This is a genomic window from Microbacterium hatanonis (assembly GCF_008017415.1).
GTDB classification, from domain to species: Bacteria; Actinomycetota; Actinomycetes; order Actinomycetales; family Microbacteriaceae; genus Microbacterium; species Microbacterium hatanonis.
The window spans coordinates 293,701-310,716 of record NZ_VRSV01000001.1 but is presented as its reverse complement, the minus strand read 5'-3'; the positions used below and the strand labels follow the sequence as shown (position 1 = coordinate 310,716).

Sequence of the window (17,016 nt, the reverse complement as noted above, 5' to 3'; positions counted from 1 at the left end):
CCCACCCCCGAATCGCCACGCAGGTCACGATGCACACATTCTGGAGGCGTCGTTACCGCAACGGTGAGCCGCCGTCTGGCCATACATGAGCTGAATCTGGCCACGATGGATCTTCCGCTCCCCGCCGCCGGGCGTGCGGCTACATTTGGTGCCATGCCGCGCCCCCGCAGCTTCGACCAGCAGGCGTTGCTCGATGCCGCTCAGGACCTGTTCTGGAGGAACGGGTACGAACGCACCTCCATCGAGGACATCGCGACGGCTGCGGGTGTCGGAAACGGCAGCATCTACGGCGCATACAGGAGCAAGCTCGGCCTGTTCGTCGCCGTGTTCGCGAGGTACTGCGACGCCCGCGTGGCCGTGGTCGACGAGATCGTCGCGAGTCACGACGGCACGTTCGAGGATGCGGTCGAGAACTATCTCGCAGAGATCGTGCGCGACTGCACCGGCCACCCCGACCGGCGCGGCTGCTTGATGCTCAACAGCATCGCCGAGCTCGGATCACGTTTTCCGGAGGTGCTCGCCATCGGCGACCATGCGAATGCGCGCATGGAGGAGATCCTCGCCGCGAGGATCGCCGAAAGCGCGGGGTCCGGAGAGATCCTCCTGGCCGCAGACGGCGTCCGGCCCCTCGCGGCGCACATCCTGCTCGTCTCGCAGGGGATCATCCACGTGAGCAGGACGGGTGCGTCCTTGGCCCGTTTGGAAGACGTCGTCGCCGCCACCCGCGATCTGGCGTCGCGGATGCGCGCGGCATAGCCCTCGCTACGACGGCGACGACCCCGCGTCGCCCACTCCCAGGTAGTCGTCGAGCGACATCGGACCAGTCGGCGGCGCCGGCGTCGGATCGTCTGCGAGCCCGCCGAGGAAATCTGCGGACGGAGCGAAGAACGTGCACCCCAACACCGCCTCGGAGAAGTCCAGGATCCGGTCGTACAGCCCGGGCGGGTCGCCGACGAACATCCGCTCGAGCATCTTCTCGGTGACCCACAGGTGTCGCGAATAGCCGATGAAATAGGTGCCGAACAGAGACGTTCCGGGGCTCCCGAAGGGCATATTGTCGCGGAGGATGTCATGCTCCACCCCGTCGACCACGATGGTCGACAGGGTCTTGTGCGATTTCTGGCCGGTATCGGCGTCGTCCAACTCGACGTTGTCGGCCTTCTTCCGGCCGATGATGCTCTCCTGCTGCTCGGTCGTCAGCGCCTGCCACTGGTCGAGGTCGTGGAGGTACTTCTGCACGACGACGTAGCTGCCGCCGGCGTTGTCGTGGTCCTCGTCGCCGACGAGCGTCGACTCGGCGACGGCGTTGCCGACGGGGTTCGCGGTGCCGTCGACGAATCCGAGCAGGTCTCTGACATCGAAGTAGCGGAAGCCGGTCGTCTCGTCGACGACGGTCACCGCGCCCCCGAAGGCGTCGAGGAGTTGGCGTTCGAACTCGAACGCGAGGTCGTGGCGGTTGGCACGGATGTGGAAGAGCAGGTCGCCCGGCGTGCTGCGGGCGGTGTGCTTCGCGCCGGCGAACTCGGTGAACGGGTGGAGCCCGACAGGAGCGGGTCGCGAGGTGAGCCGCGGCCAGACGCGCGAGCCGATGCCGACGGTGCAGGAAAGCTGGGCGTCGAGGTCGCGGAAGCCGACGTTCTTGGTGATGTCGTCGATCCCGCTGATGACGTCCCGGACCGTGTCCGCAGCATCCGCCCCCTCTGCCACCGTCACCACGAGGAAGGTCGCGCTCGAGGTCAGGGGCGCATCGACTTTCTGCGCCTCGATGGGGACGCGGCGGGAGAAGGAGTTGCTCACGATCCCGAACCTAGGGCGCCGTGAGCGATGGGCGCTTCGACGTCTGTCGAGAGCCGATCGGGGTGATGGTGGCGCCTGCGCCGCCGGGCGACGACCACGATGCGCTGTCGGCGCGGTTCCTGCTGTCCCAGAGCCGGAGGAACTTCAATCCGAGGTGGAGCGTGCTGCGCTGGAGTCCGTCGGCCAGCGCGTCGCGCACCGTGCCCGACATGCTCTCGAGCCGGTAGTACAGCGTGGTCCGATGGATGAAGAGCGCGCGGCAGGCGACGGCCACGCTGCATCCCGCGTCCAGGTAGGCCTCCACCGTGGCCCGCCGCATCTGATCTGACGAGCGCCACAGCTCGTCCGCGGCGGGCGAGGCCGCGGCGACCAGCTCGGGCGAACCGGTCATGCCGTGGAGGAGCCGCCACATGCCGAGGTCCTCCGACCGCGTGGTCCCGATGGCGTCTCCGCCCAGCAGCAGGAGGAGTTCGGTGGTGGCGCGTGCGTCGTCGGCGGCTCGTCGCAGGTCGTCCTCGTCGGCGCGCACGTCGGCGGAACCGATCGGGCCGACCACCCGCACGCCGGCGCGAAGGGCTGCGCTCCGCGCCCATTCGTCGATGTCGAGTTCGCTCCGATGAGCGGAGGTGACCAAGAGGACCACGACGCCGTCGTCGACAACGAGCGTGTGCCCGCGCCCCGACACGGTCAACGCGTGCTGGAACTCTCGACGCGCCGCCGCGCTCCCCTCGACGGCGACCGCCCGGACGACCACCTCGCCGTATGCGTCCACCCACCGGCGGTTACGAGCCGCGCGCAGCGCCTCCCGGCGCACGCCCGGGTCGGGTCCGACGAGCTGCGCGACGAGGGACGCTCTGGGGTCGACGTCGTCGGGGCGAGGTTCATCGGGGTCGAAGGTACTCAGGCTGACGTTCACGGGGCCTCCGCTCGTAGCTGGCGTGCCCCCAAGCTACGAGCGGAGGCGGGCGTGGCGCGTGGCCCTGCGAGGACTACCCTCCGGTGCGCATCACGACGTCCGCGTGCGGACGGGGGTGATTCCCTGCGCGCCCCGCGGGAACGTGGCGAGAGTCTCTTCATCGATGTTCAGGTGCGCCGACAGCAGCGACGGCGGGACGTGGGCCAGCCAGTTCGCCAGCGAGATCTCCTCGTACTTGGGCGCCTTGAACACTTCGAGGAACTGAAGAACGTCGTCGCCGGTGTTCTCGACGTAATGGCCGGAGTTCTTCTTCACGACGCCGACGTCCCCCGCGCGGAAGTCCGTGGTGTTCGCGTGGGGGCCGGTGTTGAACACGGTCATCCGAGCCGACCCGCGGAGGTAGTACTGCCACTCATCGGCGTTGGGGTGCCAGTGCAGCTCGCGCATCGACCCGGGCTCGATGGTGACGAGGGCGGCAGCGACGGTGTCGGACAGCGGGAAGTTCGTGCTGTCCGCGATCTGGATGCTGCCGCCCGAGTTCTTGTGCAGCGGCTGCGAGCGCGACAGTCGGAAGATGATGGGTTCCGCCGCCCCCCACTCGACGCCCGCGTCGGCCTGGTCCGTGGCGAGATCGCCGGGCTCCTCCCCGGGGAAGATCCAGAGATTGTGCAGCGGGATGTCGGCGAAGACCTCCTGCGCGACGCCGAAGTTCTTCGCGAGCACGTCGGGCGGGGTGTGGGCGAACCAGTCCGTGAGAAGGAGCGTGTTCGACTCGGACTGCGCTCCGTCGTCGAACGCCAGCACGAACTCGGCGCCGTCGGGTCCGAGCCCCTGCAGCGAGTGAGGCGTTCCACCGGGGAAGAACCACAGATCGCCTTCCTCGACGTCCTCGACGCTCGGACGCCCGGACCGGCTGATCGTCGTCACGCGGCAACGGCCCCGGGTCATGACGGCCCACTCCGCCGTCTGATGCCAGTGCAGCTCTCGGATGCCCCCGGGCTCGAGGTACATGTTGACGCCGGCGATCTCTTCCGAGATCGCGAAGTCCTGCTTGGTGAGCTCGCGGGCCCACCCGCCGCGCTGCACGCGTCTCGGGGAGATGTTGAACGATGACCAGAAGAGCGCCTGCGTGGAGATGTCGGTGCCCGGGGCGTCGATCTGATTGGGGAACTGGCTTTCCACGACCGGGTTCTGAGGCCCGGTCATCGTGAGGCTCGCCGGGTCGTCGACGGTGTTCGACTCGCCCTCCGGCGGGAGGTCGGGGTTGCCGAACCTCGGCGACTCGTGGTGCGGGGTGGGACTGTCGTTGTCTTCCATGGTGGAGGCTCCGTTCGTGCTCGCGACCGTCGTGCGAGCGTGGGCTCGCGTTCCCAGCACACCCTCACGGAACACTCGAGGTCTCAGACAGATGCAGAAGATTTCGGCGGGGAACGACGCGCCGACGCCACGGCCGGCTATTTCCGCCCCGTGGCGGTCCCGTTCTCGCGGAGAAGCCGGCGCACGTCCATGACCGTCTGCTCATCGACGTCCTTGTCGTGCGGCCTGGAGAGGAAGAGCTCGGACTCTCCCAGCCGCACACGGAACGTGCCGTTGTGCTGCTCCGTCACGTCGGCGACCTCCTTCAGCAGCGCTAGGACGTCCGGCCACTCGAGGTTGTGCGAGGTGGGGTGGCGCTCCAGGTGGTAGAGCGTGTTGCGGTGGTTCTCGGACAGGTGTGCGAGCGGCGGCTGGTCGGTCATGGGGTCTCCTCTGCGAGCGGTGCGGGTGGGGTACTAGGCGTGGATCTGGTGCCAGGCGGCGATACGCGAGCTCTCCAGGCGGAAGCTCGCGAAGCCCATGACGAGGTGGGGTCGGCAGCCGGGGAGCCGAAGGACCAACGACTGCTCGGCGAGGACGACGTCGCCCGTGACAGCCACGCTCACCATGGAGGTGCGCCACTCCTCGAAGGTGTGCTTGATGTCTTCGATCATCGAGACCACCGCAGAGCGTCCGCAGATCGTGCGCTCGGCCGAAGGCTGATAGCGGATGTCATCAGCCAGGAACGCGTGCAGTTCGCGCGTCGAGCCCTCGTTGAGGACGGTGATGAAGTCGCGCACGATCAGTTCGAGCTCGAGCTGCTCGATGGCGGAGTTCGCGGCGCGTGAGATCTCATCCATGTCCGATGCCGTCTCACGTGGTCATGCGGCGGATTCGGAGACGGGGCCCGCCGGTCGCGGAACCGCGCGTGACGGATCCGCTCCGCCGGTGGCCGAATGGTCGGCGACCCGGGAGGGTGGCCTGGAGACGACGAGCGCGACGGCGCCGGCGAGGACGGCGCCCAGGGTCGGGGCGACGACCGACATCCACACCTGTCCGATGGCGACCGGTCCCCCATAGATGGCGGTGGCGAGAGAGCGGGCCGGATTGAACGAGCCGTTGGAGACGGGGATGGCGATGAGGGCCATGAGCGTCAGCGTCAGGCCGATGGCCAGCGGGCCGGTGGCCCGGTCTCCGCGGGAGCCCGTGACGCCGAGGATGACTCCGACGAACACTCCGGTGGTGACGACCTCGATGAGGAAGGCGGACCCGAGCGAGAAGCCTCCCGGGGAGAGATCGCCCCATCCCGTCGACGCGAACCCTCCGGCCAGGGCCGTGCCGAGGAATGAGTCGGGGCCGCCGGAGGCGACGGCGACGATGAGCGAGGATGCGGCGATGCCCCCGAGGATCTGCGCGACGATGTAGCCGCCGACGAGTCGCCAGCCGAACCTCCGAGCCACGGCGAGACCGAGGGTCACGGCGGGGTTGAAATGAGCGCCGGAGACGGGGCCCCACGCGTATGCGCCACCCACGACGGTCAGTCCGAGGGCGAGGGCGACGCCGAGGAAGCCGATGTCCAGGCCGCCGTCGCCGCCCTCGAAGGACGAGCCGAAGACGGCAGCCCCGACGACTCCGAGCACCAGGAGGAACGTCCCGGTGAACTCGGCCGCCAACCGGAGCGGAGTGCTGGACGGCGTCGGGGGTTCGTTCTCATGCACGGCTGCTCCTCGAGGTGGGTGAGGCCGAATGTAGCGAGGAGGCGAGCGACCGCTCTTCGACTTCCGTCGCGACGTCGCCGAGACCCGTCCGCCGGGCGCCGTGCCGTCCGGTGATACCCGGGTTCATCCCCCGCCGTGGCGCCGGTTCGGCGGACGTCCCGCATGTGGAAGCGCGAGAAGGTGCGTCGCGACGGGGGTGGTGGCGCTCATCGCCCAGGCGCGGGAGATCAGCTCGCCGTCGAACTCGGTGACGCGGCCCTCGTGCTGGCTCACGTGCTCCCGCCACGACCCCACGGTGAATGCCTCCACGACGAGGTCGGCGTCACCCGCGTCGGCGTAGAGCTGCCAGTCGCGGCCTCCCGTGCGCAGCCGGGTCTGTCTGACCTGCGACATGACCGTCAGGAACTCCGCTCTCCGGTCCTCCGGAACGGTATAGCGGATGAGGACGAGCACGGCCGCGTCGTCGCGACCGTCTGCGCGAGGCTCGTCGTCGACCCCCGGGACCTCGACGATGTCGCGCCCGATGCCCTCGGTCTTCGGCAGGGGCCAGACGAGCAGGGAGAGCGCACCCAGCCCGCAGAGGATCCCCGCTCCGATGACGACGACCCCGGGGTCCCATACGGCGGCGAGTGTCCCCGCGAGGGCGGATCCGACGGCTGTGCCGCCGAAGAGCACGAGCTGGTAGAACGACAGACCTCGAGTGCGCACCCAGACCGGGAGGAACGCCTGGATGGTGCCGTTGATGGTCGCGATCACCCCGATCCACGCCAGGCCCGTGGCCACGAGAACCGGGAACGTCACCCACAGCGTCGGTGAGACGACGAGGACGACGAGCCCCGCGCCGAAGACGGCCGACGAGGCGAGCACGACCCCGTTGAAGGCGGCGACCCGCCGGGCCCACGGGAGCACGAACGCCCCCACGATGGAGCCTGCGCCCAGCGCGGCCAACAGGAGTCCGTAGCCGCTCGCGGAGAGCCCGAGGGACCCTCCGGCGATGATCGGGAGGAGCGCCCAGAGCGCGTTGGCGGGCACCAGGAAGATCGCCAGGCGAAGCAGGATGAGCCGCACGATCCGGGAATGCAGCACATATCGCGTACCGGCCCGGGTCGCATCGACGAAGGGTTCGTGCCGTGCGACGGGTGGCCTGTAGGTCTTCCAGAAGAGCAGGACGCCGAGGAACACCACGAAGGAGGCCGCGTTGAGGAGGAAGACCGCGGCGACCCCGAACTGCGCGACGACGAGACCCGCGATCGCGGGGCCCACGGCCCGCGCGATGTTCACCCCGATGGAGGAGAGGCTGGCTGCGTCGACCAGCATGTTCCGCGGGACGATGTCGGGCACGAGAGCCTGGAAGGCGGGGAGCTGGATGGCGGAGATGGTTCCGAGCACGAACGTGGACGCCAGGAGGATCGTCGTGGTCGTCTGGCCTGCCCAGGTCAGGTAGGTCAGCACGAGGACGACGATGAACTGGATCGCCTGCGAGTACAGCAGCACGAGGCGCCGATTGAGGAACTCGCCGATGACGCCGGACGGGATGGCGAACATCAGCACCGGTGCTGCAGACGCCGTCTGAACGAGGGCTACGAGCAGGGCGGAGCTGTCGGCTTCGACGAGCAGCCACTGGGCCCCGACGGTCTGCATCCAGCTGCCGATGTTGCTGATGATGGATGCGAGCCACACCAGCCGGAAGATGGGAACGGTCAGGGGGGCGAATCCCGACGCCCACTCGCGATGCTTCGCTGCGGGGGGAGGCTCGAGCTGCTGGTCAGCCATCGGCGGCGATCTCCCCGAGGATGTCGTCGATGAATCTCACGATCTCGGCGGCGTGGGTCTGAATGACGAGGTGCGGCGCCTCGAAGGCCGCGATGTCACGGCATCGTGCTCGTCGGTACCCGAAGCGCTGCAGGTCGGGACTGATCGTCAGATCCTCGGTCGAGACGACTCCCCAGCTCGGTATGGTCCGCCAGGCCTCTCCGCTGGCGCGTTCGGTGAGCACGGACACGGACATGGGCCGTTGCGAGACAGCGAGCACCGACGCCTCATCCTCGGGAAGCCCCTCGGCCAGGAGGCGAGGGAACTCGTCGACGGCGACGGTGATCTCGGTGCCGGGTTCGCCGTCATCGCCGTAGAACATGGCGGGGACGAGGTGCTGGGAGATCGCGGTCGGGGCGAACGCGTCGCGTATCTGCGCGATGCTCTCCCCCTGTTCGAGTGCGTAGCCGGCGATGAAGAGCAGCCCGACCACGTTTCGCGCACCTCCGGCGACGGTGACGACCGCTGCACCGTAGCCGTGACCGACCAGGAGGACCGGGCCGCCCACGCGTTCTGCGAAATTGCGGATGTACCTGCCGTCGCCATCCAGACTGCGGCCTCCGACGGCAGGAGCGAGAACACGGTGTCCGCTGCCGAGGAGGCGCAGCACCACCGGCCACCAGCTCGACGCATCCACGAATGCGCCATGGACGAGGACGACCGTGGCGCGTTCTGTCATGGGATACCTCACGGTCGTTCCGTTGATGCTGAGACGAATCTAGGAACGGGGGCGCCCACAACCTTCCGACAAGAGTCGGAGACGTCGAAGCGGCGATGCCCCTCTCCCTTGCGTCCGTGCGGACAGGGCCGAAGTTCTGCCTGTGTTCTTCCTGGTGCTGCCGCCGCGAAAGCGGTCGTATGAGGGCGACTCGACTTCGGTGTGGCTGCGTGTCCGCTCTCGCCGGCAGGACGCCACATGAGGAGCCCGGCCCGGATAGGAGAGCGCTCATGAGAACAATGGAAACGACCTCGTCCCCTGTGCACTCGGCTCTGCAGGGCACCGCGACCCCGCTCGCGGCTTCCCTACCCGACCGGGAAGCGGTGTTGAAGGACCTGTTGGACGATGACGAGTCGGTCAGGCGCACCGCGTACGCCCGTGCGCTCCGGCAACGGTGGCTGCATCGTGAGCACGGCACGGTCGTTCGCGCCCTCCTCATCGATGCAGCGGTGAGCGATGCCCAGCGCATCTCGTTCGCGCGTCACCTCGCGCACCTGCGTCCCGTTCCCTCGCACTTCGTGGCAGTGCGCGCCGGCATGGTGGTGCTGGTCGGCCACCCCTCCGATCGCGGAATGGAGGACGCCATCCTCCGGGAAGGCGCGAAGCGGAACATCCGGATTCTCGGAATCGGCACGGCATCGCCTGCGCGAGGAACGGAAGACATCCGCAGCGCCGCGGACGAGGCGATCATCGCCGCCTCCCTCGCCGCCGCACTGCCGCAGTTCCACCCGGCGGCGGACGCGAGCGAGCTCGGGGGATGGCTCCTGCTGGCCTCGGCGTCGGCCGACCCGGCTCACCTCCACGTCATCTCCCCGGCCGCGCACGCTCTCTACTCCGACGGCGACGGAAGCCAACGCCGGACCATCGAGACGTACCTCGACGTCGGCGCCAACGTCGTGGCGGCATGCGCGATCCTCTTCGTCCACCGGACGACCCTCTACTACCGCCTCGAGCGCATGCCCGAGGTCGTCCGCGAGGCTCTCGACGACGGGATCAAGCGCAGCACTCTTCACGTCGCGCTGAAGCTCGTCCGGCTCTGGGAGGCCACGGGCCGCATCTGACCTCGCACGAAGCGAACGTTCGGCGAACGTCGGAGCGCCGCCGGTGGCCGCGCCGATACCGTCACCCCATGCATTCGACAGGAGTCACTCCATGACCGGTTCACTTCTTCGCGTGGGAGTCGCCGGAGGGTCCCTCGCCGGCCTGTTCAGCGCCGCACTGCTGCACCGGGCAGGGCATGACGTGACAGTCCTCGAACGATCGCGGGCGGGCTTGGCGCGGCGCGGCGCGGGACTCGTCGGCCAGCAGGACCTGTTCGACGTCATGGCGCGGTTGGGTCTGAACGCCGTCACGCGATCCGGCGTGGAGGCCCGAGAACGGATCACGCTCGACCGCCGAGGCGACATCGTCTACCGCGACCCCACACCGCAGACCCAACTCTCATGGGACTACCTCTATGAGGGGCTGCGCGCGCTCATTCCGAGCGGGCAGTACCGCCTGGGAAGCGCGGTCACGGCCGTGCGAGCGGAGGGCGGCGGAGCCGTGGTGCAGATCGAAGACGGTGAGGAGCTCGCGTTCGATCTGGTCGTCGGTGCCGACGGCCTGAACTCCGTCGTCCGCACGCATGTCGCGCCGGGCCGGTCGGCCAACCGCTACGTGGGGTACGTGACGTGGCGGGGCCTCATCCCGGAGGGTGCGCTCCCGGAGCCGGCGGCGGGTGTCCTCCTCGACCGGTTCGCCTTCTACACCGCACCGCGCGCCCACATGCTGGGATACCTCGTCCCGGGTGGCGATGGACAGACGACCCGCGGGCTCCGGCGATACAACTGGGTCTGGTACCGGTCGATGCCGCTTCCCGACCTGGCGAGTCTCATGGTCGAGTGCGGGCACGGGCCGACGGACAGTTCGCTCGCGCCCGGGGACCTCCCCGCCGACCTCCGGGAATCGCTCGTGCGGAATGCGGCGACGGAACTGCCGCGCGAGTTCGCGCAGGCGATCGCCGCGGAATCGCGGCCGTTCCTCCAAGCGATCTACGACTACGTCGCCCCGCAGATGTCGACGGAGTCCGTCGCACTCGTCGGCGACGCCGCCGCGGTCGTCCGGCCGCACCGCCATGGGGGCCGCCAAAGCCGCCGGTGATGCGATGGCGCTGGCGGACCTTCTCCACACGGAGCCCTCCCTGAGGGACGCGCTGGCCACGTACAACCGGGATCGCCTCCCCGTGGCACGATCCATCGCCCGATACGGGCGTCAGCTGGGCGACGCGCTTCCGCTGTGACCCACCGCATGCCGGGGGTCGGGGTTCGGGCGCAACCTCGTGCCCGCACGGACTTCTGCGATCTCCGCCCGGAACCGGGCGAAGATGAAGGCCTCGCTGCTGCCCGGACCGAGGAGCCGCAACGCTTCATCGACCTCGACCATCGCCGCTTCCGAATCTCCCGCTTCGATGAGCGCACGAATGTGGCGGCGCATCATCAGGGCGACCCTCATGTCATCGTTCAGCAAGCGGGCGACGCGGATGCCGACCGCGCCGGCTCGGATCGCATCGAGATTGCGACCGACGGCGAGGTACGCGTCGACGAGGTCGAGGTACGCGGCGTACTGGGTGATGAGGTTGAGAAAGCTGTCGGCGTCGGGGGCGCCTTGGACACGCGCGAGGGTGGCTTCCATCTGGTCGATCGCGGCGAGGTGCTCGCCTCGAGTGTTCCTGATCATCGTCGACAGAAGGCGCGCGTTCTCCACCCCGACCGTTTCGCCCGCTCGAGAGAACGCGTCGATCGCGTCTGCGGCTGCCGCCGCGGCCTCCACGACGCGGCTGAGCAACCAGCACGCCCAACCGACGTAATAGTTCGCCCACCCCTCCTGGGCGGGGTCGTCTGCCCGTCGCGCAGCATCCCGTGCCGCTCGAGCGGTCAGCACGGCGCGTTCGCGGTCGCCGGTCTCGACGATCTCGGCCCACGCGAGGTATCCGAGGTGTGTCGCCTCCATCTTCGGGTCGCCGAGGTTCGTTGCGGCGGTGACAGCGAGAGAGAAGAACCGATGCCAATTGCCCCAGGAGAGCCAGACGTCGGAGTACCAGTGCAACGCATCCGCGACGTCGACGACCGTCTCGTCCTCGCCCAGTCCGGCCGCCTCCGCATACGCGAGCCACCAGTGCTCGGCCTCGGCGCGAATCCACAGCGCCGCGGCATCCGCGCTGACGAACCCGCGCCCCGCGCGGCCCGCGGACTGCGCGTCCCTGCCCGGCTCGTACCAGGCGCCGGCTCGCTCCAGGCTCCCGAGGAGCCACGAACGGATGTGTGCCCGGCGCCTCTCGAGCTCGTCCGGGCCGACGGTCTCTCGAAGCTTGTTCCCCCCGAACAGGCGCATCAGGTCGTGGAGGCGGTAGCGGTCACCGCCGCGTGCTTCGAGCAGTCCGAGATCCGTCAGGTCGTCCAGGCGGAACTCCACTTCGCCGTGCTCCGTGGAGCGCACCGCCGCGGCCGCCAGGTGGGCGTCGAACGTCTTGCCGCCGATGAGGGAGATCCATCGGAACAGCGCGGCGGTGCGCGGGTCGAGTTCTTCGTACGAGAGGGATATCGCGGCTTCCACCGCCAGATCTCCAGCGACCAGCACGCGCAGTCGATCCTCGGTCTTCCGCAGTCGACGCAGCAGGTCGTCGACGTTCCACGCGGGGCGGCTGGCGACACGGCTGCCGACCACGCGGAGAGCGAGAGGAACGTCGTCGCAGAGGCCGGCGACTTCGTCCAGGGCATCGAGATCGGCGTCTGCCTGGGGGATGAGACGACGAAGCAGGGCGATGCTCTCATCACGCTGCAGCGGTCCCAACCGCAGTCGGCGTACCCCCTCGAGCCCGGCGAGGCTGCGACGCGACGTCACCACGATGACGTCACCGCTGCAGATCGAGAGGATGGGGCGGACCTGACTCTCGTTCGCCGCGTTGTCGAGCAGGACGCGGACAGGAGCGATCTCGACGGCGGCTCGCCATTGATCCGCAGCGGTCCCGAGGTCGGCCGGCGGCTTCTGCTCCGTGCCGGGGAGCTGCCGGAGCATCGCGGTCATGATCTGCAAGGGCGTCAGCGGAGACGCGTTGAACCCGTCCAATCCGACGAACACGGTGGGGCGCTCGGCGGAGCGGCCTCGAGCGAGGATCTCAACGGCGCCGGTCGTCTTGCCGATGCCGGGAGCGCCGCTGATGACGAGCGCCGGGCGTTGCTGCCCGGGTTCCAGCTCCCCCTCGAGGATGTCGAGGGCTTCGCTGATCTCACGGTCACGGCCGGAGAAGTCGAACACCCGATGGGGTGGCACCGCGCCGGGAGCTTCGGACGGATCCGCGGTGCGCACCCGTGCGCGCGCGGCTCGCAGGAACGCGTGCTGAGCGGCGACGTCCAGTCCCAGCCCGTCCGCCAGGGCGTCGACGGTGCGCCGCTGCGGCGATGTGCTCGCGCCTCGCTCGAGGTCGCCGATCGTTCGCACGCTGACACCGGAACGCGCCGAGAGCGATTCAAGCGTCAGGTTCTGCCCCACCCGGAGCGACCGGAGGAGCAACCCGAACGGTGACGGCTCGGTCACGGCGTCCCCTTTCGATGCGGTCAGTCTGGCAGGTTCATGCCGTCGCTCACTCGACGTCTCACACCGAACGGCTCGGAGCCGCTGCGACGGGCGCACGGCGCATCACCAGCGCCGCGGAGACGGTGGCCACCAGCACGATGGTGGCGAAGACGAGGAGCACGGTGCTCTGAGGAACGACGGTGAGGATCGCTCCGATGGCCAGGACGGGAACAGCCAGCCCGCAGTAGGCGATCAAAAAGATGAGCGCCAGCGTCTCGCCGCGACGACCGGGTTCGGCCAGCCCCGAGGCGGTGGTGACGGCGGCCTTGAACAGGACGCCGACACCCACGCCGGAGACGATCCCACCCCCGAGGAAGACGGCGAGCGAGGGCGCGAAGGCGCCGGCGGCGACGGCGGCGAGGCCTACCGCGCAGCAGACGGCCGCGATCGAGAGCTGGATGCGCAGCGGCACCCGGGCCAGGACCACCTGTCCTGCGGCCGCGGCCCCGAAGACCGAGAACGCCGTCACTCCGGCGAGAAGGTGGTCGCGTTCGTCGAACGTGCCGATGAGGATCGTCGGGGCCAGAGAGGTGAACAGACCGAACAGGGCGAACCCCGCGAACGCACCGAACCCGGCGGCGACGAATGCGATTCTCGAGTGCGGCGGGGCGGCTATCCGCTGCGGTCGGTAGGGCCGCGGCTCCTCCGGCGGCGACACGGTCTCCGGCACGCACGTGACCGCGATGGCGGCGGCGATCAGCACGACGAGGAACACGGCGTGCGGCAGAACCAGAGGGTCGGGGAGGAACTCCGCGAACATTCCGCCGATGAGCGGCCCGAGCGCGAGGCCGCCGAGGTTGGCGGCGCCGGCCACGGATGCGGCCACGATGACGCTCTCCGTGGGTCGAGCCCGTGCGCGCAGTTCCCCGAGATGCGCGGTGGCCGTGGCGGTGAGGATCCCCACGCTCGCTCCATTGACAAGGCGGGCGACGAGAAGCCCGGGGACCTCCGTCCAGAGCAGGAACAGGACGGCCGAGAGGGCCGCGACCAGGATGGCGACGCTCAGCATCCTTCGTCGCCCCATCCAGTCGCTGACGTGGCCGAGGAGGAACAGGCTGATCACCACGCCGACTGCGAACGCGGCGAAGATCAGGGTGATGACGGCGACGGGGAAGCCGTCGAGCTCCTGGTACAGCGGGTAGAGCGGGGTCGGGACGGTCGCGTAGGCCATCACCGCGAGGAATGCGGTCGCGACGACCCAGAACCCCGCCCCGTGGGAGATCTGCGGTAGCCCGAGGGGGGTGACGCGCTGCGCCACGGGTCAGGATCTCCGTCTCGGGTCGGCGAGCGCGGACCGCACCGCGTCCGCGAGTCCGCCCGTTCCGGCTTCGACGATGGCACCGTTGAGGAAGAAGGTGGGCGTGCCGTTCACCCCGCTGCGGATGCCGCCCTCCTCGTCCGCCCGGATCCGAGCGGAGTAAGTGCTCTCCTTCGCAGCCTTCTGGAGATCGGCGACGCTGAGGCCGAGCGTGTCGCAGATCTGCTGGTAGAGCTGAGGGCCGAGCTCGGACTGGTTCTCGTAGAGCAGGTCATGGGCTCGCCAGAAATCGCCGTGATCCGCTGCGAACTCGGCGACGAAAGCGGCGTCGACCGCCTCGGGGTGGATCTCCTGGATGGGGAAGTTGCGGAAGACGAAGCGGATCTCGCCGTCGTACCGCTCCAGGATCTGCTTCACGACGGGGAATGCCTCGCCGCAATAGGGGCACTGGTAGTCGCCGTACTCGACGAGCGTCACCGGTGCGTCCACCGGGCCGATGCTGTGGTCCTGGTCGGAGACCGGTATTCGAAGGTGTGACATGGCAGATCCACTCTCAATCGCGGGAAACGGCAGGGGATTTCAGGGCATCGAGCGCGTCGAGGACGCCGTCCACCCCGGGGTTCACGTCGACGGGCGACAGATGACTCCACGCGATGAGGCCTGACTCGTCGATGACGAACAGCGCTCGCCTGCTCGTACCGGCGTGGAAGTCGTATGCGCCGTAGCGCGCGGAGACCTCACCTTTCGGCTCGAAATCGCTGAGGAGAGCGAAGCGGAATCCGCGATCGGCGACGAATGCCCGGTGGCACCAGACGCCGTCGACGGAGATCCCGAGGACCTCCGCGTCGGCGGCCGCCAGGAGCGATTCGGCTTCGTTGAAGACGTTGAGCTCGTCACCGCACACGGCGCTCCAGTCGGCCGGGTAGAACACAAGAACCACCGGCTTGCCGCGGAGCGTCGACAAACGGATCGTCTCCTCCGGAGAGCGGTGCAGGGCGAAGTCCGGGGCCGTCGCGCCCGCGCCGAGGATGTCCTTCGGGTGGTGTTCGACGTAGCCGTTCACGCGTGCTCCTCCTCGGTTCGCTGCGGCACTCGTGGGCCAGACGCTACGGGCCGGCGCTCGCCCGGGCACAGGACAGATGTCGGAAACTCCGCAGACGTGCAGCATCGGGCGGCGTCGCCGGAAACGGCCGCGGGAGTCTGAACAAAAGTAGGAGCGGCGCCGGGAGCACCGGGCGTTATCGTGAACGCGCTTCCGGCTGGATCAGCGGCCGGGATCGTCCCACAGTCGTCCCGAGAGACGCTCGGAATGTAACGAACCTGGAGGATTGACCATGTCGTTTGTGACCACGGAAGATGGCGCGGAGATCTACTACAAGGACTGGGGCCCTCGTGATGCCCAGCCCATCATGTTCCACCACGGCTGGCCGCTGTCGGCGGATGACTGGGACGCTCAGATGCTCTTCTTCCTGGGCAAGGGTTTCCGGGTCGTCGCCAGCGACCGACGGGGCCACGGACGGTCGTCCCAGATCGGTACGGGTCACGACATGGATCACTACGCCAGCGACGCGAATGCCGTCGTCGAGCACCTCGATCTGCGCAACGCCGTCCACATCGGACACTCGACCGGGGGCGGCCAGGTCGCCCGCTACGTCGCGCAGTACGGGGAGCCGCAGGGACGCGTCGCGAAGGCCGTCCTCGTCTCGTCGGTCCCCCCGCTCATGGTGCAGACCGACGCCAACCCGGAGGGCACGCCCGTGTCGGTCTTCGACGGGTTCCGCAGCGCGCTGGCCGCCAACCGCGCCGAGTTCTACCAGGCGGTCGCCTCCGGTCCGTTCTACGGTTTCAACCGTCCCGGCGTCGATGTCTCCGAGCCCGTCGTCGCCAACTGGTGGCGCCAGGGCATGATGGGCAGCGCGCTCGCGCACTACGAAGGCATCAAGGCGTTCTCCGAGACCGACCAGACCGAGGATCTGAAGGCGATCTCCGTCCCCGTCCTGGTGACGCAGGGCGACGACGACCAGGTCGTGCCCTACAAGGACGCATCGCTGAAGCAGCACGAGCTCCTCAGCAACTCCACCCTGAAGATCTACGAGGGCTACCCGCACGGGATGCTCACGGTCCACGCCGACGTCATCAACCCCGACATCCTCGCGTTCATCCAGCAGTAGCCGCTGCGCCTTCCGCCGGTCGGGCCCGAGACACCATTTTCGGCCGAGACATCACGCCAGGCGCGGTGTCTCGGCCGATCCGCGTGTGTCGGTGATCGGCGCGGAGCGCGGGCGCAGCCGGGCGGCGGTACTGTCGCTGAAGACATGAGCGACGTCGTCAGCATCGAGCTGCTCCTCGACCCCGACACCGAGGCTCGGGTGCGCGCCGACTGGCAGAGCCTCGCCGCGGCGGGCATGTCGAGCCTCGGCGCCTACCGCTCCCCCACGAACCGCCCGCACGTCACGCTGCTCGTGCGCCCCGAGCTCGCGGCGTCCGCCTTCCCCGACGCCATCGCCCGGCTGCCCGTCGCTCTAGCCCTCGCCGAACCGGTGGTCTTCGGCCACGGCGACCGCGGAGTCCTCGCGTGGCGGGTCGAGCCCAGCGATGAGCTCGTCGCCCTCCACACCGCCGTCCATGCCGCGGCAGGACCGGGAACGGATGCGGCGCACACCGCGCCCGGCGAATGGACCCCGCACGTCACCCTCGCGCGCCGGCTGCGGCTCGAGACGCTTCCCGAGGCGCTCGCCCTGCTCGGCGGGCCCCACGTCGGATCCGGGCTGTCGCTCCGGCGATGGGACGCCGCATCCGCCACCGTCACCGACATGTCGTGAGGCGGGCGCACGGCGATCGAGTGCTGAATCACCACGCAACCGCCCGAGTCACCATCCGCGCCGCATCG

General features: G+C 69.0%; 17 protein-coding genes. 5 read left to right on the top strand and 12 right to left on the bottom strand.

Features of this window, described 5'->3' with window-relative positions; genetic code table 11:
* Positions 1 to 153: 153 nt before the first annotated feature.
* Complete coding sequence (locus FVP77_RS01520) at positions 154 to 756, top strand: TetR/AcrR family transcriptional regulator (protein WP_187266773.1); 603 nt, start codon at positions 154 to 156, stop codon at positions 754 to 756.
* A gap of 6 nt (positions 757 to 762) precedes the next feature.
* Here FVP77_RS01520 and FVP77_RS01515 read toward each other — a convergent pair whose 3' ends face one another.
* From FVP77_RS01515 to FVP77_RS01480, 8 genes are all read right to left on the bottom strand, one after another.
* Positions 763 to 1,797, bottom strand: a complete 1,035-nt coding sequence (locus tag FVP77_RS01515; RefSeq protein ID WP_147892937.1) for a Dyp-type peroxidase — start codon at positions 1,795 to 1,797, stop codon at positions 763 to 765.
* A gap of 10 nt (positions 1,798 to 1,807) precedes the next feature.
* A complete protein-coding gene (locus tag FVP77_RS01510; RefSeq protein WP_147892936.1) occupies positions 1,808 to 2,713 on the bottom strand; it encodes a helix-turn-helix domain-containing protein in 906 nt (301 codons plus the stop codon).
* A gap of 90 nt (positions 2,714 to 2,803) precedes the next feature.
* The gene (locus tag FVP77_RS01505) at positions 2,804 to 4,030 is read right to left on the bottom strand and encodes a cupin domain-containing protein (protein ID WP_147892935.1); all 1,227 of its coding nucleotides are present in this window, start codon (positions 4,028 to 4,030) and stop codon (positions 2,804 to 2,806) included.
* A 137-nt stretch (positions 4,031 to 4,167) separates the two neighbouring features.
* On the bottom strand, positions 4,168 to 4,452 hold the full coding sequence (locus FVP77_RS01500) for a hypothetical protein (RefSeq protein ID WP_147892934.1): 285 nt from the start codon (positions 4,450 to 4,452) through the stop codon (positions 4,168 to 4,170).
* A 33-nt stretch (positions 4,453 to 4,485) separates the two neighbouring features.
* Positions 4,486 to 4,869 carry a nuclear transport factor 2 family protein gene (locus FVP77_RS01495; protein WP_147892933.1) on the bottom strand — a complete coding sequence of 128 codons (384 nt, stop codon included), beginning with the start codon at positions 4,867 to 4,869 and terminating at the stop codon, positions 4,486 to 4,488.
* Between the two features lie 21 nt (positions 4,870 to 4,890).
* A complete protein-coding gene (locus tag FVP77_RS01490) occupies positions 4,891 to 5,727 on the bottom strand; it encodes an aquaporin (protein ID WP_147892932.1) in 837 nt (278 codons plus the stop codon).
* Positions 5,728 to 5,850: 123 nt separating this feature from the next.
* Positions 5,851 to 7,500: an MFS transporter gene (locus FVP77_RS01485; RefSeq protein WP_147892931.1), complete on the bottom strand. Its 1,650-nt coding sequence runs from the start codon at positions 7,498 to 7,500 to the stop codon at positions 5,851 to 5,853.
* Positions 7,493 to 8,218 carry an alpha/beta fold hydrolase gene (locus FVP77_RS01480; RefSeq protein WP_147892930.1) on the bottom strand — a complete coding sequence of 242 codons (726 nt, stop codon included), beginning with the start codon at positions 8,216 to 8,218 and terminating at the stop codon, positions 7,493 to 7,495. Before FVP77_RS01480 ends, FVP77_RS01485 begins: the two co-directional genes overlap by 8 nt.
* Before the next feature lie 269 nt (positions 8,219 to 8,487).
* Between FVP77_RS01480 and FVP77_RS01475 the strand changes: the two genes are divergently transcribed.
* Both FVP77_RS01475 and FVP77_RS01470 read left to right on the top strand, forming a co-directional pair.
* Positions 8,488 to 9,318 carry a PucR family transcriptional regulator gene (locus FVP77_RS01475; protein WP_147892929.1) on the top strand — a complete coding sequence of 277 codons (831 nt, stop codon included), beginning with the start codon at positions 8,488 to 8,490 and terminating at the stop codon, positions 9,316 to 9,318.
* A gap of 91 nt (positions 9,319 to 9,409) precedes the next feature.
* Positions 9,410 to 10,396: an FAD binding domain-containing protein gene (locus FVP77_RS01470; RefSeq protein WP_222707687.1), complete on the top strand. Its 987-nt coding sequence runs from the start codon at positions 9,410 to 9,412 to the stop codon at positions 10,394 to 10,396.
* 111 nt (positions 10,397 to 10,507) lie between these two features.
* Here the strand turns inward: FVP77_RS01470 and FVP77_RS01465 are convergent, their stop codons facing one another.
* Genes FVP77_RS01465 through FVP77_RS01450 form a run of 4 tightly spaced genes read right to left on the bottom strand, consistent with a single transcriptional unit; the run spans position 10,508 to position 15,189 of the window.
* Entirely contained in the window at positions 10,508 to 12,829 is a 2,322-nt protein-coding gene (locus FVP77_RS01465; RefSeq protein WP_187266772.1) for a helix-turn-helix domain-containing protein, read from the bottom strand.
* 58 nt (positions 12,830 to 12,887) lie between these two features.
* Positions 12,888 to 14,126 (bottom strand): MFS transporter, encoded by a 1,239-nt coding sequence (locus tag FVP77_RS01460; protein WP_246133928.1) that lies wholly within the window; start codon positions 14,124 to 14,126, stop codon positions 12,888 to 12,890.
* Positions 14,127 to 14,129: 3 nt separating this feature from the next.
* Positions 14,130 to 14,666: a DsbA family protein gene (locus tag FVP77_RS01455; protein ID WP_147892927.1), complete on the bottom strand. Its 537-nt coding sequence runs from the start codon at positions 14,664 to 14,666 to the stop codon at positions 14,130 to 14,132.
* A gap of 13 nt (positions 14,667 to 14,679) precedes the next feature.
* Positions 14,680 to 15,189, bottom strand: a complete 510-nt coding sequence (locus FVP77_RS01450) for a redoxin domain-containing protein (RefSeq protein WP_222707686.1) — start codon at positions 15,187 to 15,189, stop codon at positions 14,680 to 14,682.
* A gap of 271 nt (positions 15,190 to 15,460) precedes the next feature.
* Here FVP77_RS01450 and FVP77_RS01445 point away from each other — a divergent pair, with 271 nt between their 5' ends.
* Together FVP77_RS01445 and FVP77_RS01440 are read left to right on the top strand one after the other, a co-directional pair.
* Positions 15,461 to 16,297 carry an alpha/beta fold hydrolase gene (locus tag FVP77_RS01445; protein WP_147892925.1) on the top strand — a complete coding sequence of 279 codons (837 nt, stop codon included), beginning with the start codon at positions 15,461 to 15,463 and terminating at the stop codon, positions 16,295 to 16,297.
* Positions 16,298 to 16,441: 144 nt separating this feature from the next.
* Positions 16,442 to 16,948 carry a 2'-5' RNA ligase family protein gene (locus tag FVP77_RS01440; RefSeq protein WP_147892924.1) on the top strand — a complete coding sequence of 169 codons (507 nt, stop codon included), beginning with the start codon at positions 16,442 to 16,444 and terminating at the stop codon, positions 16,946 to 16,948.
* The last annotated feature ends 68 nt before the right edge of the window (positions 16,949 to 17,016 follow it).